The 18,839-nt window shown below is 58.1% G+C and carries 15 protein-coding genes and 1 pseudogene; 7 read left to right on the forward strand and 9 right to left on the reverse strand.

Features of this window, described 5'->3' with window-relative positions; translation table 11 throughout:
- Nucleotides 1-208: 208 nt before the first annotated feature.
- Nucleotides 209-766 carry a hypothetical protein gene (locus EOA19_RS05400; protein ID WP_128302938.1) on the forward strand — a complete coding sequence of 186 codons (558 nt, stop codon included), beginning with the start codon at nt 209-211 and terminating at the stop codon, nt 764-766.
- Between the two features lie 262 nt (nt 767-1,028).
- Here EOA19_RS05400 and EOA19_RS05405 read toward each other — a convergent pair.
- From EOA19_RS05405 to EOA19_RS35180, 4 genes and pseudogenes are all read right to left on the reverse strand, one after another.
- Nucleotides 1,029-2,127: pseudogene (locus EOA19_RS05405) on the reverse strand (IS3 family transposase).
- 304 nt (nt 2,128-2,431) lie between these two features.
- Nucleotides 2,432-2,803, reverse strand: a complete 372-nt coding sequence (locus tag EOA19_RS05415) for a response regulator (RefSeq protein ID WP_128302939.1) — start codon at nt 2,801-2,803, stop codon at nt 2,432-2,434.
- Complete coding sequence (locus EOA19_RS05420; protein ID WP_128302940.1) at nt 2,803-6,408, reverse strand: PAS domain-containing protein; 3,606 nt, start codon at nt 6,406-6,408, stop codon at nt 2,803-2,805. Before EOA19_RS05420 ends, EOA19_RS05415 begins: the two co-directional genes overlap by 1 nt.
- Nucleotides 6,409-6,520: 112 nt before the next feature.
- Nucleotides 6,521-6,661, reverse strand: a complete 141-nt coding sequence (locus EOA19_RS35180; RefSeq protein WP_164892851.1) for a hypothetical protein — start codon at nt 6,659-6,661, stop codon at nt 6,521-6,523.
- Between the two features lie 691 nt (nt 6,662-7,352).
- Between EOA19_RS35180 and EOA19_RS35185 the strand changes: the two genes are divergently transcribed.
- Nucleotides 7,353-7,499 (forward strand): hypothetical protein, encoded by a 147-nt coding sequence (locus EOA19_RS35185; RefSeq protein WP_164892852.1) that lies wholly within the window; start codon nt 7,353-7,355, stop codon nt 7,497-7,499.
- Nucleotides 7,500-7,874: 375 nt separating this feature from the next.
- Here EOA19_RS35185 and EOA19_RS35605 read toward each other — a convergent pair whose 3' ends face one another.
- From EOA19_RS35605 to EOA19_RS05440, 4 genes are all read right to left on the reverse strand, one after another.
- Nucleotides 7,875-8,207 (reverse strand): SDR family oxidoreductase, encoded by a 333-nt coding sequence (locus EOA19_RS35605; protein WP_348629819.1) that lies wholly within the window; start codon nt 8,205-8,207, stop codon nt 7,875-7,877.
- Nucleotides 8,208-8,724: 517 nt separating this feature from the next.
- On the reverse strand, nt 8,725-9,375 hold the full coding sequence (locus EOA19_RS05430) for a VOC family protein (protein WP_128302941.1): 651 nt from the start codon (nt 9,373-9,375) through the stop codon (nt 8,725-8,727).
- 51 nt (nt 9,376-9,426) lie between these two features.
- Nucleotides 9,427-10,233 carry an SDR family oxidoreductase gene (locus EOA19_RS05435; protein ID WP_128302942.1) on the reverse strand — a complete coding sequence of 269 codons (807 nt, stop codon included), beginning with the start codon at nt 10,231-10,233 and terminating at the stop codon, nt 9,427-9,429.
- 100 nt (nt 10,234-10,333) lie between these two features.
- Complete coding sequence (locus tag EOA19_RS05440) at nt 10,334-11,635, reverse strand: epoxide hydrolase family protein (RefSeq protein WP_164892853.1); 1,302 nt, start codon at nt 11,633-11,635, stop codon at nt 10,334-10,336.
- Nucleotides 11,636-11,860: 225 nt separating this feature from the next.
- On the opposite strand from EOA19_RS05440, the gene EOA19_RS05445 reads away from it, so the two are divergent.
- From EOA19_RS05445 to EOA19_RS05460, 4 genes are all read left to right on the forward strand, one after another.
- Nucleotides 11,861-14,893 carry a PAS domain-containing protein gene (locus tag EOA19_RS05445; RefSeq protein WP_128302943.1) on the forward strand — a complete coding sequence of 1,011 codons (3,033 nt, stop codon included), beginning with the start codon at nt 11,861-11,863 and terminating at the stop codon, nt 14,891-14,893.
- A gap of 7 nt (nt 14,894-14,900) precedes the next feature.
- Nucleotides 14,901-15,275, forward strand: a complete 375-nt coding sequence (locus tag EOA19_RS05450) for a response regulator (RefSeq protein WP_128302944.1) — start codon at nt 14,901-14,903, stop codon at nt 15,273-15,275.
- A 90-nt stretch (nt 15,276-15,365) separates the two neighbouring features.
- Complete coding sequence (locus EOA19_RS05455) at nt 15,366-15,983, forward strand: response regulator (RefSeq protein ID WP_128302945.1); 618 nt, start codon at nt 15,366-15,368, stop codon at nt 15,981-15,983.
- A 388-nt stretch (nt 15,984-16,371) separates the two neighbouring features.
- Nucleotides 16,372-16,623, forward strand: a complete 252-nt coding sequence (locus EOA19_RS05460; protein WP_245273262.1) for a cupin domain-containing protein — start codon at nt 16,372-16,374, stop codon at nt 16,621-16,623.
- Between the two features lie 176 nt (nt 16,624-16,799).
- Here EOA19_RS05460 and EOA19_RS05465 read toward each other — a convergent pair whose 3' ends face one another.
- Complete coding sequence (locus EOA19_RS05465) at nt 16,800-17,786, reverse strand: helix-turn-helix domain-containing protein (protein WP_128302947.1); 987 nt, start codon at nt 17,784-17,786, stop codon at nt 16,800-16,802.
- A gap of 306 nt (nt 17,787-18,092) precedes the next feature.
- Here EOA19_RS05465 and EOA19_RS05470 point away from each other — a divergent pair, with 306 nt between their 5' ends.
- On the forward strand, nt 18,093-18,632 hold the full coding sequence (locus EOA19_RS05470) for a hypothetical protein (protein ID WP_128303079.1): 540 nt from the start codon (nt 18,093-18,095) through the stop codon (nt 18,630-18,632).
- Nucleotides 18,633-18,839: the final 207 nt, after the last annotated feature.

Here is an 18,839-nt window from a genome sequence, read left to right on the forward strand (position 1 = left end):
GCGAACTAGGCCCTCCGGCGAGGCGATGATTCCTGCCTACAGGTCTTTCGCGGCAACATTCGGCGTATCAAGCTGACTGGGCTCGGCCTTTCTGCCCGATACTATAGGGCAAGTCTAATCTGCCCATCGAAAGGCGAGACAGCGGTGACTATTTCACAGCTCGAGCCGGCGCGGCAAGCGTGTTGGCGGCGAACTCGAAAGGATGTCGATGGAATTTCGTGAATACGTATCGCTCGCAGCTAATTTTTTTGAACACAGGTGGGATTGTAATTTCCTCTATGTAAACTCTGACATTGATGGGACTGCCATCAGATATGTAGTGCAGGAAACTGAAAAAATCGGCGAAAGAGGATTCCTCTTTCTCTTCCTGCAAACAGAAAGCGGAAATGCTGAATCGGCAAAATCTATAGTCAGCTATCTCAATGAAAAATATACCTGGGTGAGCGTTGTTGCGTTAGAACAATGCCGTGGTGCTGGAGCCGCAATGTGCGGCGGTTTCGATGAGGTGTGGGTCAGCGAACCAAACGCGCTTCAGGTAGCATATCAGTGCCAAGTGCCCTTCCACACGCTAAACAGAGAAAAGGTCTGGAGTGAATTCAAACTCCACAACGAAATGGGGGATGAAGATGATGATGGAAGGTTCGAAAGGGATCTTCAGGAACTCACAGAGGACGTTCAGAGAATGATCTCAAGGCAACCGGTTCAGCAACGTGGCCGTGACATCCGGTATTTGAACAAAATGGATCAACCGAAGCACGTAAGGTAGTATGGGGCAGTTCCAGCTGGTGACCTGTCACTTAGCTGGTTTTTGGGGAAGGCGCAGCTGCGTTGCGCCCCTCCTCCTATATTTCATCCGCGCCGATACCCGGGGGTAGCATGGGGCCGACATCCAATCAGTCGCGAGATTGGCTCCACTTTTCCGCTACAGGTTGAGGGACAACCCTGGTTGTTGGTGTGGTGACGTTCGACTGACCTGAGACCCTTGTTCCCTCCATTTCAATGGAGAGTCCGACGCTTCATTTCTGGCCTCATGCGGCCTGTTTTTCCAGTGCCATTTTCATGGCGAATTCGATGGGCGTGATGTTACCCAAGGCTGAGTGTGGTCTGTTGCGGTTGTAGTCCTCCTTCCATAGTTCGATTGCTGCCCGCGCTTGCGTGAGAGTGGAGAACAGCGTTTCGTTCAAACATTCATCGCGAGATCGGCCGTTGAAACTCTCCACGAATCCGTTCTGCATCGGCTTGCCGGGCGCGACGTAATGCCATTCGACGCCGCTCTCCTGGCACCATTTGAGGACCGCCATCGACGTCAGCTCGGTGCCGTTGTCCGAGACGATCGTGCGAGACCTGCCGCGGCGAGCGATGATGGCGTCCAGTTCCCGGACGACACGGGCGCCCGACAGCGACGTATCCGCGACCAGTGCCAGGCATTCCCGCGTGAAGTCGTCGACGACGGCCAAAACCCTGAACCGCCGACCATCTGTGAAGGCGTCGCTGACGAAATCCAGGCTCCAGCGCTCGTTCATCCGGCCCGGCGCGATCATCGGCCTTCTCGTTCCCAAGGCCCGCTTGCGGCCGCCACGCTTGCGGACCTGGAGCTTCTCCTCCCTGTAAAGCCGCCGCAGCTTCTTCTGGTTCATCACGATCCCTTGCCGTTCAAGCATGATGTGGATGCGCCGATAGCCGAAGCGGCGTCGTTCGGCTGCCACCGTCTTCATCGCGGCTCGAACGACGGCATCATCCGGCCGGATGCTTGTGTAGCGAACGCTCGAGCGATCGACGAAAAGAGCTTTGCACGCCCGACGCTGGCTCACCCCATGCCGCTCGCAGGCGTGGGCCACAGCGCATCGCTTGGATCGGGCGTCACCATTTTTTTGCAGCGACATCCTTCAGGATGGCATTGTCCAGCATCTGCTCGGCCAGAAGCTTCTTCAGCTTGGCGTTCTCCTCTTCCAAAGCCTTCAGCTTGCGCGCATCGGAAACGTCCATGCCGCCGAACTTCGCCTTGTATTTGTAGAAGGTCGCTTCCGAGATCCCGTGCTTGCGGCAGACATCGGCGGTCTTCATTCCCGCCTCCTGCTCCTTCAAAATCGAGATGACCTGTTCTTCCGTGAACCGTGAACGCTTCATTCGTCCGTCTCCTTGATCGGGACGGACTCTACCAAAAACTGGAGGAGCTTCAGGGTCTCAGGTCACTATCCGTGCCGATAAGCGGGCATCGATAAACAACCCGCCATGAACGGCTTTCGCCGCAGAGGGGAACACCCGCGCGGTCCAGCCCGAGACCCGGATGTGGCCTTCGAGGGACTCGCGAACAGAGATGTCATCGTCGACGACACAGACCGTTTCGAGCGTTGTCAGGCCGGGGTACTCCTATGGCGGAGGGCGGGTGAGGGGCCATCGTCGCGTTGAACGGCTTTTGCATGCGGAACCCTCATCCCCTTCCTAGCGCAGCTTCCACGGCCTTGACGATCGCCTCCTCCGTAAAAGGTTTGAGCAGAAAAGCCACCGCGCCGCGCTCGAGCACTTGCGCTTCCAACATCGCATCGGCGTGAGCCGTTATGAATACAATGCCTACGTCGATTTGCCGATTCAGAAGCTGAATCTGCAGTTCGGGGCCTGTCATCCCCGGCATCGAGACGTCAATAACCAGACACCCAGGCGACGTCAGTACTTCGGAAGCGAGAAAAGCTTCCGCCGACTCGAAGGGGCGCGTGACGAACCCGTAGGAATTCAGGAGGTCAGGAAGGGACTCACGAACGGATTCGTCGTCGTCCACCACGCAGACCAGATCACGGTGCATCATTACGCTTGCCTTGAATTGAGACCTGCAACCTCTACGGCCTTGCACGGCAGGGAGAATGTGAACGTCGCTCCAGGCTCGTTCCCGTTGGGTACCGCCGTGAGGCTGCCACCGTGGGCCTGGATGATCGAGCGACTGATGGACAGCCCTATGCCCATGCCATCGGGTTTGGTCGTCTGAAACGCCTCGAAAAGCTTTTCGGTCCCCTGTGGGTTGATACCGTGCCCGGAATCGCGCACTTCAAGCGAAATATCGCCATCGGGTTCGCACCGGGTCGCGATCCGAAGCATTCGGACACGGTCCGTGACCTCGCTCATGGCCTCAGCGGCATTCAGGACGAGGTTCAGAATAACCTGTTGGATCTGGACTCGGTCCGCGGCAGCGGGGGGCAGGTCTCCTGCAAAGGTCGTTCGCACGATCACACGGCGACGCTGTAGTTCGCTTGCGAGAAGGGCAAGGACTTCGCGGGCAATCTCCTGCAGGTCGATGGGTTCAAGGGTCGGGGCGCGACGAGCGTAGAGCGAGCGCAGGCGCTTGATCACTTCCGATGCGCGATTGCCGTCACGGAGAGTGCGCTGGGTGTTCGCTAAGGCTCCCGCCACGTCAGGCGGCTCGGCCGCGAGCAGGCGCAGGCAGGTGCTTGAATTGGTGATGATACCAGCCAGTGGTTGGCTGACCTCGTGGGCTATGGATGCGGTGAGCGTGCTAAGCGCCGTCACGCGCGCGACATGAGCCAAGTCCTCACGTGCCCGATTGAGGTCGTCTTCGGCAAGCTTCCTGGCCGTGATATCCTGCAGCGCGCCCATGAACACCGGGCGATCGGGAATCTGGTCGATCCGATGGCCGACCACTTGAGTGTGGCGGATACCCCCATCGGTGTTAATAACACGGAATTCGAGCTCGAAGTTTTCGCCTATTCGCGCGCCGCCGATCAGGGCCTCGACCTGACCCACGTCGTCCGGATGAATCGCCGTCATCATCATGTCCATAGTCACCTTGCAACCGGGCTCGAACCCAAACACTTTGTAAATGACCTCAGACCAATTGTGCTCATCAGCATGGACGTCCCAGGTAAAGCTCCCGGTCTGGCTCAAGCGTTGGGCCGCGGTAAGGTAAGTGTTGGCCCGTGCCAGTTCGTCTTCCGCCCGTTTGCTGACCGTGACGTCTTGCGTGCTGCCCAGGTAGAGGAGACGCTCAGCGACTTCCGGAATGCGCGCGATGACGGTGTGGACATGCTTGGTCTCACCGGCTGGCGTGACGATCCGATAGAAGACGTCGAAGTCGGTCCCGAAGCGCTGACCGTCGGCGGTAACCTGAGCAACCCGGGGCAGGTCCTCGGGATGGATGCCGCTGAAGATCGTGTCCATTGTCGGAGGCTGTTCCGGGTCAACGCCCCAGATCCGATAGTTTTCGTCTGACCAGTCGATATCATCGGACTCTGGGTCCCACGTGAAGCTGCCGATCCGGCTGAGCGACTGAGCGATCTTTAGGTAGCGGTTGGCGCGCGCTAGCCTCGCTTCACTCGCCTTAAGAGCGGCCTCAGCGAGCCGGTCTTTGGTTACGTCTTGGTTGCTGCCGATATAAACAATACGATCGGTGATCTCGGGAATCCGGGTGCTAACGGTGTGTATATGCTTTACGCCTGCCGACGTGACAATGCGGTAGATGACATCGAAGTTCTCGCCAGACCGGCGGGCACCATCGATGGTCTTCAAGACCACATCTACATCGTCGGGATGGATTGCGTTCACGATGACGTCTAACGTGGGCGTGACGGCCGGGTCGACCTCCCAAATCCGATAGTTCTCGTCCGACCAGTCAAGCTTGTTGGAATCTACATCCCAGGTGTAACTGCCAACGCGACTGAGGGTCTGCGCGGCCTTGAGGTAGCGGTTGGCACGCCGCAGACCAGCCTCACTCGCCTTCAACGCCTCTTCGGCGACTTTGGCTTCGGTGATGTCCTGAAGTGCGCCGAAATAGGCCGGCCCATCCGTGGGTTCCGACATGCGTGTGACGACCGAGCGAATATGCTTGGTGACGCCCGCGGGGGTTACGATGCGGTGCACCATCTCGAAGTTGGCGCCTGCCTGCGTCGCCTCGCTCATGCCCGTCGTGACCCACTCCCGATCATCGGGGTGGATTCCGTTCAAGACCATCGACATTGCAGGTGGTAGCGAGGGGTCGATGCCCCAGATTCGGTAAGACTCGGCTGACCAGTCGAGGTGGCCTGTTTCAACCCCCCAGGTGAAGCTGCCCGTCTTGCTGAGCCGTTGGGCCGCGGTTAAGTACAGGTTGACTCGCATGAGATCCGCTTCGCCCGTCTTCAGAGCCGCTTCGGCCAGCTTGCTCTCGGTGATGTCCTGCGAGCTGCCGAGATAAACCGCCCGGTCAGAGATTTCGGAAATGATCTCCATCACAGTATGCAGGTGCTTCACGCCCCCAACAGGCGTGACGATGCGATAGAAGACCTCGAACCCTTCCTTGGCTTGCGTAGCCGCGGCGAAGGTCTCCAGCATCTGCTCGCGATCCTCCGGATGGATGGCGGCGATGACCATCTCTATGGTCGGGGGCACGGCCGGATCGAACTCCCAGATGCGATAATTCTCCTCCGACCACACCTGCTCGTCGGAAGCCGTGTCCAGCGAAAAACTGCCGGTCTTGCTGAGCCGCTGCCCTCCCACTAGGAAGTGGTTGGCCCGCCGGAGGTTGGCCTCCCCGGCCTTCAGGGCGAGGTCGGATCTGGCGCGCTCGATAGCGATGCCGGCAATGCGCGCGAAGCGGTCGACCAGTTCCTCGTCCTGGCCCGTGGGGCCTTGCGGCACATGCTTGTAGATCGCGAAAATCCCGAGCACGTTTCTATGACTGTCAAAGATCGGGGCAGACCAGCACGACGCCAAGCCGAAACCCGTGACGAGTTGCGGCCAGGGCGACGCTGCCCAACGAGGATCTCGCGGCGGGTCGGCGGCGATAATGGTCGCGCGGGATACGACGGCCAGTGAGCAGGGGCCGTACTCCGGGTCGATCTTCAAGCCTTCGAGCGCCGCGTTGTAGTCTGCCGGAAGGTTTGGGCCCGCCGCAACCCGGAATCGCTGCCCGTCGTGGTCGACGTAGAGGATACTGCACACCGAGCCAGACGAGAGATCCTCAACGAGAAGACAAAGCTCGTTAAGCACGCTAGGAAGCGGCAGACCACGTGCGACGAGCTCAAGCAGACGCTTTTCCGCCGCCAACTGAGCCTCGGCCCGCGTGCGGTCCTCGATATCGGTGTTCACGCCGCACCAACCGATCAGGTTTCCCGCCATGTCTCTGAGTGGACGGGTCTGCAGGTTGAAACGCCTATAGACACCATCGTGTCGGCGGAGCCGAGCCGTCACGTTGATTTCCTCAGGCGCCGTGACGCTAAGGGTTTCTTTCCACGCCGCCTCAACGACCGCCAAGTCATCCGGATGGAAGAGCGAGATCCAGCCGGAAGCGTTCGCCAGCTCGAGCGTAGTTCCCGTGTACTCGCGCCAAAGTCGGTTGACGAAGTCACAGGATCCGTCTGGCGTGGCAGTCCATACCATCCCTGGCAGTGCGTCCAGCAGGCGAGTCTGATCCGTCTCCATCATTGACTTTCGTGCTGTCCCCGGTTGACGAGAATGCAGAGCCCGACCCGCACGCGTCCATAGGACTATGGTGTCGGTCGTCGCGGTTCCTGTAGCCGCTCTCGTTGAGGGCCTGTCAGAGCCGCCCGGAGACCGCCACGCCGTAGGTGGCCGGTTGGCCGACGAAGCGCGACACGACGTTTGCGTTCAGGAAGACGTTGCTCCAGTAGTAGGCTTCGGTGACATTGCGGCCAGATCGACGCCCGGCGCCTGCCATCTGCGCTTTCGAGGCCGGCGCGAAGGTCCGCCAAGGTGTAGGCGCCGAAGCGCATCGGCTGTGGCGCGCCGATGCCAGCATAGGTCCGCCGCGGGCAGGAGGCCTGGGAACTCCTGCGAAACGCAGAACTGGCCCTGACGTCGCTGGATCGGCTGGACGCGTCGCTCTTCGCGATGAAGAACGAGGAAAAGCAGAGGATCGCGATTGCCGCGCCTTCTGTTTTCGGTTTCGTGACCTTGCCCAAGGTCGTAGCGATCATCCACTTGAAGACCGCTTCGAATGTCCGCTCGATTTCGGGAAGCTATGAGGCGAGCACATCCTGGCCGGAGGCGCGGATCTCGGGGTTTCCAGACTGCCGCTGGACCCAAGTCTCTTGAATGGGCGCCGCTTGGATCGGCGCGCAACGTATGCATTTTACATCCCGACCATCGCTTTGAAAACAGACCTGCATTGAGGCTCAAGACTAGGATTCTCAAGCCCTGCAAGCTACCTAAGCCGGGGTGATCATCAACTGTATCTGAGGTATTCTCTCCGAAGCGATACCCTTCCAATCACAATTTGTCGTGCCTCAATATCAGGCGGGAAGACGCTGCTTCGTAGACCAACACAAAAGTATTGCCGACACTATCGTGCAATGGATTTGCGGCGGTCGCCATTCGATCACTAGCGCATTCAACACAGGAGATGTGCCATGCGCGATCAACGGCTGACCAATTCACGCGTCGCAGCAATCGTCAAAACGAAGAACGAAATCAGCGTCAACCAAGCGCGGTGGATCCTGGTTCCGCTGTTCGGATTGTGGATCTTGGTTTCCGCCGCAGGCATGATCCTCGGATGAAGAAATGGCCCCGGCCGTGAGCGCAGCCGACAAACATTGGCCCTGTGCTGTCGTTCGACTTCCTGTCAGCTCCTTGGCCTTCGCCGATCTGCATCGGATGATCGCGGAGGTTGCCGTGATCCGCTACTCGTGGCCTTTGCTTTATGGATGGGCATTTGCATCTATGCATGCGGCTTGCTTGACGGCTATCGCGCCGACGCTGCGGTGTTATCGATACGTTCAACGCCATCTTCCCCGATCGACCCGGCCAGCCAACATCGTCTCAAGGTGCTGTTGCCGCTTGTGGTCCTGGCGTCCGCAAACGGCGGGTTCCATTTCGAAGCGCATTAGCCAAGACACATCAGACATAAGAAATCAGCAGAAGGCTCGGCATTGCTACGAGACAAGTTGCTGACCGCCGTCGATGTCGTATGTCGCGCCCGTCATCGCCTTGTTACTCATGATATGAACGGCGAGCGCTGCGACGTCGGCCGGCTCGACGACACGCCGGATAGGCAAAATTCGCCTCAGCTCTTCACGCCGCTTTTCAAGATTGTCGCCCAACAACGACGCCGAGAGTTGCGTATTGACGAAGCCGGCCGCGATCAGGTTCACGCGGGCGGGGGCCAGTTCGAGGGCCCAGATTGGCGATGAGCGCAGGCAACGCAACCGTGACCGTCGAAGCGATTGCAAGGCCCTGACGGGGACGACGTGCGCCAGTGCCGCCAATGAATGTTAGCGATCCACCTGGCATTAACTTGCCCACGGCTTATCGGGCCACATTAATCGCGAGCAGCAGATGCTCCGTGACATCTTTGCGCCCTCCTCAGGCGACACTTCAAGCGGTGGGCGATAGTGGGGCGCGCCGGCTGTGACCATGACGTGATCCACTAACATTGGAAGATTCCAGAAAAACGCCTCCAGCGCGTCGGCATCGTTGGCGTCGAAAGTGGCAATGTGTTTCGCGCCGGTCTCTTGCGCTGCCAGTTCGAGACAATTCTTGTCGCGGGCTTGCCAAGATGAGGCTGGCGCCCTCCGAGCGGGCACGCCGGGCTGTCTCTAGCCCGATCCCGGCGCTGCCTCCAATGACAACAACATTCTGGCCAAGCAGGTGGGGTTTGCACCTGCCGAAAAGGGGCGCGGTAGCCATTAATACTCCTTACGCGACGGGTTCACCGTCAACTGTGTCCCAGATCAATAGCCTCGGTTCCAGAAGCACGCGGCAGCTTGTCATCCGCTTGTAAGGCTAAAGAGGCAGCTTTTTGCCCGTATATTCGGCAACGATGTATTCGGCGTACCAATCCGGCCAGTTCTCATCATGCCGGCCACCGTCGCGCTTTTCGTGTTTTCCATGTGCAGCAGCCGCGCGGCGCAGTGCGCCTGCGAGATCCGCCAAGGAGACAAAGCTTGTCGAATCGGCATCGACCCTACCGGGAAAGCGATTGGTGATCTCTTGCATCAGCCATATGTTGCGGTCAGGATCGGTGAATGTCGCGAACGAGACGTAGCTACGTCCTTCGGGATCGCGCCCCTGGATAGGCGGTTGGCCTGGCCCGGCCCGGTGGAACACCTCACTGACCTCAACCCCCTTTGCCAAAAGCTCGGCGCGTGCGATTTCGATGTCAGATACCACGAGATAAGTTGTACTTGCTGCGTCGGGTTTGGCAGATGTGAGCCCTATCCCGAAGTGCACCGACGCCGGGGAACCCGGCGGCGTGAATTGCACAACGCGGAACGACTCGTCTACCGGGAAATCGGCGTCGAGCCGCCACCCGATTCGGCCGTAAAAGGCCTTGGCGCGATCTACATCCGACACCGGGATCACAACAACTTCGAGCTTCATATCGCTCGTCACGGTCGGTGCGGCATTGCCGCTAACAACTTCGGCAAGGGTCATAGCATTCTCCTTTCGTCGATTCGAAGGCGCAGAAGGATCCCAGTTGCGCTGCTATGCGTCGACAGCAAGCCTATAACGGGACGCCGGCACTTTTCGGGACAGGTTCGGGATCAGCTTTTGGCGCGCCGCCTCGTAGCTATCCCAATCCGAACGGTCCGGGAGCGACGGAATCGTGACAAGCTCTCCCTGGTCAAAGCCGGCCAGTGCGGCGTCGACCAGGTCTTCTGCCTGCATCACCCGTTCGTCCGGGTAGTTGGAAAGATCACCACCGGCCACATCCCAGAAGTTGGTCTGCACCGCGCCTGGGAGCACCGCCTGGACGGCGATATTCTTGTCCGCAAGCTCCTTGTGTAGTGAGAGGGTGAAGGCCGTGACATAAGCCTTTGTTGCGCCGTAGACACCGTTGAGCAGCTCCGGCCAGAGGCCCATAGCCGAACTGATGTTGATGATAGCCCCGCCTCCCCGTGCCACAAAAGCCGGCGCCGCCGCATAGGTCAGGCGGGTCACCGCTGTGACATTCAATTCTATCATGTCATCCATGGCGTCGACATCGGTCTCGAGTATGGAGCTGACGGCTCCGAGACCTGCATTGTTGACAAGCATCGAGATCCCGCTTCCACCTCGAAGGAGCGCCTCAATCCTGCCGCGGTCAGCCTTGTCGTTAAGGTCGGCCGCAACCGTTTTGACGGCGCGGCCTGTTACGCCCGATATGTGGCGCGCCACGCCGTCAAGCTTTTCCTGGTTGCGCGCCACGAGAATGAGATCGTAGCCGCGGCGTGCGAGCCGGTCGGCATAGATGGCCCCGATGCCCGAGGACGCGCCCGTTACCAATGCAGTTCCTTTTACCGACGTTTTCATGGTGTTCTCCACTTGAAGGTGCAGCTTGACATTGGCGCGGCCGGGCCGGGGAACCCAGCCGCGCCCTTGCGAGGAGGCGTGGGAGGCGCCTGTGCTCGCACTAGATAGATTCGCGTAGCGTTTTGAACGAAGCCCGAAGCTCGGCGCTAAAGGTCGCCGGCTGTTCCCAGGCGGCGAAATGACCGCCTTTAGGAAGCCGGTTATAGTGGATGAGCTTCGGATAAGCCTTCTCGGCCCAGCTCTGCGGAGCTTGGTAAATCTCGTCGGGAAACGCGCTGACTGCCACCGGAATCTGGATGCCCCGAGGATCGAAAAATCCTCCTGCAGGGAAGTGTGCGTTATCCCAGTAGAGACGCGCCGAGGAAATCGCGGTGTTGGTCAGCCAATAAAGTGTGACGTTGTCCAGGATGTCATCACGTGTCAGACCCTCGGTTTGTCCGTCGAAGACACGCGCTATCAGTTCATAGCTGCGAATGTCGTGATCAAGCATCCAAGCCGCGAGGCCGACCGGCGAATCAGAAATGCCGTAGAGCGTCTGCGGACGATTGTTCATCTCAATCGCGTAGCCGAGTCCGTTCTTGTAAAAATCGTCGAGCTGATTCCAGGCACGCCTTTCGTCCGGAGTCAGAGTTGCCGGCGGCGGCGTCCCAGCGGCAAGCGCCTTCGCAATTTCGGCTGGAACCGTGGCTGCCATGTTGGTGTGGATACCCAGCAGTCCGGAAGGCTGCTGCAGGGCCATCGTTTCGGTGACCGCATTGCCCCAATCACCGCCCTGAGCCACGTACTTGGTGTAGCCAAGACGCTGCATAAGCTCCGCCCAGGCCTTCGCGATGCGGGTCGGAGTCCAGCCCGGCGCCGTTGGCTTGCCAGAGAAGCCGTAGCCCGGCAGCGATGGGATGACCACGTGGAAGGCGTCGGAAGCGCTGCCTCCATGAGCTGTTGGGTCCGTCAGTGGCCCGATGATCTTCAACTGCTCGATGATTGAACCCGGCCAGCCATGCGTGACAATCAGCGGCAGGGCGTCTTTGTGCTTGGATCGGACATGGATGAAGTGGATGTCCAGCCCGTCTATGCCCGTTATGAAGTGTGGCAGCGCATCCAGCCGCGCCTGCATTGGGCTCCAGTCGTAGTCTGACGCCCAGTAAGCGGCCAGTTTCTGGATTGTGGCCAATTGAACGCCCTGCGTGTCGCCAGCGACGGTTTCCTTGTCAGGCCAACGAGTCGCACTGACCCTTTTGCGCAGATCGTCAAGCTGGTGTTGCGTGAAACGAGCGGAAAATTTGCGGATAGAAGTTTCTGCCGCGGCCGCCTTCAAAGCACTCGGAACGACGGATAACGCTCCCAAGGCAACTGTGGTGGCAATGACTTCGCGTCGGTTGGGCATCGTCGAGTTTGCTCGCATTGCGGTGTCCTCTGTTTCCCGGTCAAGTCGATGGGTGAACATTTCGCTCGACGTGAGCCGGAACGCGATTGCACGAACGTATTGGCGATACCTTTGTATTGCCCGCGGCTGGACGCGCAAATCTGTGACAAAACCAACACCAAGGCATAGTGGACGTCACAGCCCGCTTGGCGCAGGATCAGAGCCGCGCGATTTCCACAAAGGGACGGCAATGAAGATGGACCAATGAAGATGGACCTAGGCCGCGTTCTGTATGCACTGCCCGGACTGGTCTGGACTGCATTGCGAGACGGCCGTATCGATTTCGTCAACCGACAATGGGCCGAATACACCGGTCTCGGCCTCGATGAGGCTCACGGCAGTGAATGGAAGTCGATCGTTCACCCTGACGATCTGCCCGCGCTGCTTGAACGATGGCGATCGATGTCTGAGGCGGCAGACCTGGCCGAACTGGAGGTTCGCCTGCGTCGCTTCGACGGAGTCCACCGCAGGTTCCTCGTCAGGTGCAGTCCGCTATTCGATGATCAGGGGCAAGTCGAAAGATGGTGCGGCGTAGGAACGGAGCTAGAGACACTGCAGCCTCTAGTAGAAGGCCTCTTGGAGCAGACGACTAGTTTCCAACACATTGTGGATAGCATTCCGATCCCGGTCGCCGTGACGTCGCCGACAGGCGCTGTCGAATGGCTTAACCAGCCAATTCTCAATTATTTCGGGAAGACTTTGGAAGATTTGAAGGGCTGGAAAGCGTCCGACGTGGTGCATCCAGACGACCTGGAGAGAACGATCGCCGCGCAGGCCTACGCTCACCTTCAGGGGACCAGCTACGATGTTGAGAGCCGTCACCTACGCGCCGACGGTGTCTATCGGTGGTACAACGTCCTAGGACTGCCGTTGCGAAATCCCAGCGGGGACATCCTGCGCTGGTTCCATCTGCTCATTGACATCGATGACAGGAAGCGGATCGAGGAATCGCTGAGAAACAGCGAAAACAATCTACAAATGATCATCGACACGATACCCGCCCTTGTATGGTCTGCGAGGGCCGACGGTACGGCCGACTTTTTTAACCGGCATTACCTGGAGTACGTCGGTCTCGGCCTTGAAAATATAGGAGATTGGGGATGGATAGCTTCCGTCCATCCGGCTGACGTCGAGACTTTGAAATCCGTCTGGGGCGAAACTATGGCGACCGCGCGGCGCGGTGAATGTGAAGCGCGGCTTCAACGCTTCGACGGATCGTACAGATGGTTTCTGTTCCGCGTGGAGCCATTGTTCGACAAGGCCGGAAACATTGTTAAGTGGTACGGAGTCAACACCGACATTGAGGCACAGAAACGCGCGGAGGCCGCATCGCGAGCGAATGAAGTCGATATTAGGAACATAGTGGACTCAATTCCTGCCCTTGCATGGTCAGCCCAGCCAGACGGATGGGTGGACTTTATGAATCAACATTATGTCGATTTCACCGGCCTGCCCATAGAGGAGCTTCTCGGCTGGCGCTGGGTAGCCGCTGTTCATCCGGACGACATCGAAGGAATGGCCAAGCTTTGGCGCGAAGGCATTGATACAGGCCTTCCCCTGGAAGCAGAGGGCCGCCTACGCCGCCATGACGGAACGTATCGATGGTTCCTGTTTCGATCCAGTTCTGTTCGCGACAAGAATGGAAGCGTGGTCAAATTTTACGGTTTTATCACCGATATCGAGGATCGGAAGCGTGCTGAGCAGGCCCTTGCCGCAAGCGAGATCGAAGCACGCCTCGCCATGGACAGCATCGACGGTATGATCTGCCTCTTTACACCAGAGGGCGCGCTGAACGGCGGCAACAGGCAGCTTCTGGACTACTTCAACCTGCCCCTCGAAGAAGTAATGAACTGGGCAACGAACGGGATCACCCATCCCGACGACCTGCAACATTGTATCGACAGTTTCATGGCATCCGTCGTTTCGGGTGAACCTTACGATTTCGAGACCCGTTTTCGCCGTTTTGACGGCGTCTTTCGCTGGTTTCAGATACGCGGGCTGCCTCTCCTCAACTCTCAGGGAGATATCATTCGCTGGTACGGGCTCCTAACCGACATCGAGGATCGCAAACATGCGGAAGAGAAGTTAAAGCACAGCCAGATGCTATTGGCCGAAGGTCAGCGAATGAGCCTCTCAGGCACCTTTTCATGGCTGGTCGAGTCAGACGAATTGACATTCTCCGAAGAACTTAAGCGCATCTTCGGTTTCGACGAGGGCGTTCTGATCACATTCGAGGCCATTCAAGGCCGGGTTCACCCGGAAGATCTCCCGCTACTTGCTGGAAAAATGGCGGAGGTGCGCTCAGGCGGCGACAATCCGGAGTATGCAATCAGGCTGCGCATGCCTGACGGTGCGATCAAATATCTCAGGGTGATAGGTCGCTTGATAAGAAGCGACAACGGCCGATCGGAATGTATCGGAGCAGTACAAGACGTTACACAGAAGCGGCTGGCCGAACATGCCCGCGACGAGCTGCGGTCGGAACTTGCCCATGTCACCAGGGTGACAAGCCTCGGCGCAATGGCCGCCTCCATCGCGCATGAGGTCAATCAGCCGCTTTCAGGCATCGTCACGAACGCCAGCACGTCGCTAAGGATGCTGGCTGCTAATCCCCCTAACATTGAGGGGGCCCGGGAAACCGCGCGTCGCACCATCCGCGACGGAAACCGTGCGGCAGATGTGATAACGCGTTTGCGTGCGTTATTCGGCAAGCGTGTTTTCCAAGTTGAGCAGGTCGACCTCAACGAAGCCGTGCGAGAGGTCGTCGCGCTTTGCTGGAGCGATCTGCAACGAGCCCGGGCCAGTCTAAGGACCGAATTGGCCGAAGGGCTTCCGCTCGTTTCAGGCGACCGAGTCCAACTACAGCAAGTGGTCATGAACCTGCTGCGCAATTCTGCTGACGCCGTAGCAGATATCGACAACGCACCACGACACGTCGTCCTGACGACCACACTTGGCGAAGGGGATGCGGTTCGCCTTTCTATATCCGACTCGGGTATCGGATTTCGCACCGTCGATCCTGCTCGCGTATTCGATGCGTTCTACTCAACTAAGCGCGATGGTATGGGCATCGGATTGTCCGTCAGCCGAACGATTATCGAGAGTCACGGCGGGAAGCTGTGGGCTGAAGCAAACGAAGGACCGGGCGCGACCTTCACACTTTCCGTCCCGACAATGGCCTGCGATCTTACGACACCGTTCGATTCCGAACGGCCAAAAAGCAGTGCATTACGGTGAGGTTTTGATGAACACAAAAAGTCCACTCGTGTCGATCGTCGACGATGACGAATCTGTACGTGAGTCCTTGCCTGACCTCCTAAGGGAGTTGGGCTATCGTGTAGAGGCGTTCTCATCGGCCGAACGCTTTCTAGCGTCAGGCGTCGAGGTCGGGACCAGTTGCTTGATACTAGATATTGCGATGCCGGGCATGACTGGAACCGAGTTGTTGCGCAACTTACGCAACAGAGGGCAACAGGTGCCGATCATTTTCATCACCGCACATCGGGATGAATTCGTCAGGCGGCGACTAATGGCCGACGGGGCCGTGGATTGCCTTTACAAGCCATTCAGCGACGCCGCCTTGCAAATGGCTCTGGCGAAGGCAATTCCATTCGTTTGAACAACACGACCGAATACGAGATTTGTTGACTGGAGCTGCGCAATGCTTAGGGATTTAGGTTACTCACCGAACCATATCGGATCAACACCCATGACGAATGAGACGCCTGTCGTGTTCGTGGTCGACGACGACATTTCAGTCCGCGAATCCCTCGAGCTGCTCATTGGATCCGCCGGCTGGCAGCCGGGGATATTCGGATCTGCCATGGAGTTTCTTGCTCAACCTCGGATGGCAGTGCCAAATTGTCTTATCCTTGACGTCAATCTGCCCGAGTTGAATGGGCTTGATCTGCAGCAACTCATCGCTGCCGAGCGTACCGAGACCCCAATAATCTTTGTAACCGGCTACGGCGACATACCCACCAGCGTCAAGGCAATAAAGGCTGGTGCCGCCGAATTCCTGACAAAACCGTTCCGCGAGGATGTTATGCTGTCGGCCATAGAGCACGCACTCAAGCGCAGTAGGGCCGCGCTCTCATCGCAATCTGATCTGGAGGTGCTCAGGCAACGATACGCTTCACTCAGTCGGCGTGAACAGCAGGTTCTGTCGTTTGTTGTGTCCGGTCTGATGAACAAACAGATCGCTTTTGAACTCGGCATCAGCGAGATTACAGTCAAGGCTCATCGGGGGCAGATGACGCGTAAGATGCACGCCAAGTCGCTGCCGGATCTCGTCACCATGGCCGCTTCACTTGGTATCAACCATTGACCATGCATGCCCGGACCGATTCGATTGTATCGATGACACCTTGGGACAATAGGTCAAGAGTTCACCTGTTTGCTACCCTGATCGCGGCATCGCAGCAGTAATGGGTTAGGGAAGTCCGCGACCCTGAGGGGCCGGTCCATGCGACTGCAGCATTCCCATCCGACCACATCGAGTGAGGTTTTCCATGTCCATAGCATCTGATATCCCGTCAGGGTCGCCTCGTCCCCATCAGCCCGGCCAAGAGCACTTCTTGGCCATCCGACCAGAGGAAATCGTTTGGGAACCATTCGTCGGATACCCGAACGCAGCCCGCGTAGCGACCCTGGTGGGAGATCCTACCCGGCCAGGACCCTACGCCGTCCGAGTCAGGTTGTCTGCGGGGACTCGGATGGCGCCGCACCGCCATCCTGAAGACCGTCTCTACACCGTGATTTCCGGCGTCTTCTATATAGGCCGCGGCGAAGTCTTCGATGAGGATAAACTGGAGGCTTTTGCGCCGGGAACCTTGATCTTCCTTCCGGGTGGCCAACCACATTTCCATTGGGCGAAATCGGGAGACTATGTGACACAGGTAATTGCGATCGGCCCATTGGGGCTGGATTATGTGGATCTCAAAGACGACCCTCGCACGGAACAATGAACCGAGCCCCGCGCCCCTTGTGATCAACTAGTCAAAAGATTGCGAAGGCCTGGTCGAACGCGCCCAGGCTCCAACGACGCCATGCACAAGAAAAGGTCGACCGTGACAGAAGATTTTGTGCCTACGTCGTCCAAAGGATGGATATCGAAATAAGGCCGAGGCTGACAAAAGGATGTTCAAGTTTCCGAGGTCATCCGCGGCCCGAGACTTCTCCCACGCGTCGCCGAGGGGCTCTCGGCGAAGCGTCGGCGGTAGCGCTGAGCAAATCGCCCGAGTTCGAAAAAACCCAGACCTGTCGCAATCGACGTGACGGTTGCCTCGGGCGTGGCAACGAGCAGCTGTTGCCGAGCTTCATCAAGGCGTCGATTGATAATGAATTCCTGCGGCGAACAGCCATGGATACGATTGAAGCTCAACTGCAGGGAACGAACCCCCACGCCTGTAGCCGATGAGACTTCGTCCACTCCGATTACTTCGCTCAAATTCGCGTTGATCCAATCTTCGGCACGTCGGACCTGTGCGAGACTGAGGTCCTGCACTAGCTCCGATTCAGACGGGGAAGCCTCAGATAGGCACTCGACGATCAAGCTCAAGAGAAGACGTTGCGCAAACAGGCGGGGTTTGCCTGGCGTAGCCACCGGTGAACCCACGCGATCCGCCTCGGAGGCCATCCATCTTGCCGTAGATTGCAGCGTCGCTAGTCGTGGGCTTTCCGGCAATAAGCCTACCCATTCTCGGAAAGGCGCCAGCTTTCGGAACCGTTGGCGCATCGCCTTCCTGATGCCGGCCCCGTCAACTGTCATAAGGAGGAGTCCGAACGGGTTGATGCCGAGACGCAAGTCAGTGTCTGGCGCATGCATCACGGGGTTGCGTGAATGGGATTCAAATGCCTTGCCGTCAACGGTGTGATTGATCGATCCATACTCGTGGAAGAATAGGCGAAAATGGTCGGATAACGGTCCCTGAGCCGTAAGATCCACGGCGCAATCATGCTCGATGTAAGAGAACCCGATTTTTTCCATATCAAACTGGTTCCACCGGATGCCATATCGGCGACGATCGGTCTTGATACTTCGATTGCGCTCCCAAACCTGGCCAGCAAAGCTCGCGCCCTCTTCGAGATCACCGCTTGAGAACACATGATGGGAGGACAACAATTCCATGAGCAAGCTCCAGAGCAACCGCAGGCCAAGCCTATGCCTGCATGCTATGATAAATATGTGATTTCATCAACGTGAGATGATCGTGAGATCATCCACTCCGCGCCTGCACGCGGATGCACGCCGACTGCCTGGGAGTCGGCTATGCAGAAAACGAAACCTCTTGAGTTTCGCAAAGTGCATAGCGACAACGCCTGTAACCCGCTCTCCTCCTAGGTATAGCTTCATGTGGAGAGAGAGAGCATGTCTTCGTTTCCGGCTATCGGACCTGTTCACACATCTACTGCCTCCCGCTCACCGGGGACGAGGCTGGACCATCGGGAGCTAACCGATCAAAGTTTCACGGCGATGGTCAACGCGCCTATCCAGGCAATTGATATTCCTAACTGGTGCTTTTCCCTTCCCGAAGACGAGTATCGCGCATGCTCGCCCGACCACATCGCCGCCGGCTTCACGACAGCTTTAGATGGCCGGCGAATGTCAATTCATGTCGCAGCTGCCGGGAAAACCCTTCTTGTCCACCACTATGTTGAGACAGTTCACCGCAGCGATCGTCTCATATTGAAGTCCGTCTCCGAAATGTTCACGCCTTCGGGCCGTACTACGATCGACACCGAGTGGGACCTCAGCGTCACTGTAGTCGACAACCGCCGATGCGAGTTTACAAACCGCCTCCGTTCCCGGGCAACAGACGACTTCCTCGCATATCTCGCGCGCGAAGGTATTTCGTTCGATCAGATTCGGTCACAACAGCAACTTTGGTGCACGGCTCATAATACTGCACGAACACCTTCACTCGCGGCAAGCATCGAGCGCGCCGCTCTGATCAATGGCATTCTAAACAAATGACTCCAATGCCGGTAGATGGCCTTCTGCCGCTCACTGGGGCGTGGGATGGGAATGAGAGACGTCTGGGCCATAAGCGCAGGTTTGAGCTTAGGCAACTATGCATCTCACTTCGCGCAACGCGGCGGGACCTGATCGATTCGCTGCCCGGCCGAACACTGCCTCGTGCACGACATAGGGCCGCCGTTCCGCAGGCCACGGGGCATTTCC

This window comes from Mesorhizobium sp. M7A.F.Ca.US.010.02.1.1 (assembly GCF_004023085.1).
Taxonomy (GTDB): domain Bacteria; phylum Pseudomonadota; class Alphaproteobacteria; order Rhizobiales; family Rhizobiaceae; genus Mesorhizobium.

What these genes read in the sequence shown, in the direction of transcription:
- EOA19_RS05465 (WP_128302947.1), bottom strand. Translation starts at nt 17,786, where the DNA reads ATGGAATTGTTGTCCTCCCATCATGTGTTCTCAAGCGGTGATCTCGAA.
- EOA19_RS05460 (WP_245273262.1), top strand. Translation starts at nt 16,372, where the DNA reads ATGGCGCCGCACCGCCATCCTGAAGACCGTCTCTACACCGTGATTTCC.
- EOA19_RS05430 (WP_128302941.1), bottom strand. Translation starts at nt 9,375, where the DNA reads ATGACCCTTGCCGAAGTTGTTAGCGGCAATGCCGCACCGACCGTGACG.
- EOA19_RS35185 (WP_164892852.1), top strand. Translation starts at nt 7,353, where the DNA reads ATGCGCGATCAACGGCTGACCAATTCACGCGTCGCAGCAATCGTCAAA.
- EOA19_RS05450 (WP_128302944.1), top strand. Translation starts at nt 14,901, where the DNA reads ATGAACACAAAAAGTCCACTCGTGTCGATCGTCGACGATGACGAATCT.
- EOA19_RS05455 (WP_128302945.1), top strand. Translation starts at nt 15,366, where the DNA reads ATGACGAATGAGACGCCTGTCGTGTTCGTGGTCGACGACGACATTTCA.
- EOA19_RS05435 (WP_128302942.1), bottom strand. Translation starts at nt 10,233, where the DNA reads ATGAAAACGTCGGTAAAAGGAACTGCATTGGTAACGGGCGCGTCCTCG.
- EOA19_RS05415 (WP_128302939.1), bottom strand. Translation starts at nt 2,803, where the DNA reads ATGATGCACCGTGATCTGGTCTGCGTGGTGGACGACGACGAATCCGTT.
- EOA19_RS05440 (WP_164892853.1), bottom strand. Translation starts at nt 11,635, where the DNA reads ATGCGAGCAAACTCGACGATGCCCAACCGACGCGAAGTCATTGCCACC.
- EOA19_RS05420 (WP_128302940.1), bottom strand. Translation starts at nt 6,408, where the DNA reads ATGATGGAGACGGATCAGACTCGCCTGCTGGACGCACTGCCAGGGATG.
- EOA19_RS05400 (WP_128302938.1), top strand. Translation starts at nt 209, where the DNA reads ATGGAATTTCGTGAATACGTATCGCTCGCAGCTAATTTTTTTGAACAC.
- EOA19_RS35180 (WP_164892851.1), bottom strand. Translation starts at nt 6,661, where the DNA reads ATGGCAGGCGCCGGGCGTCGATCTGGCCGCAATGTCACCGAAGCCTAC.
- EOA19_RS05445 (WP_128302943.1), top strand. Translation starts at nt 11,861, where the DNA reads ATGAAGATGGACCTAGGCCGCGTTCTGTATGCACTGCCCGGACTGGTC.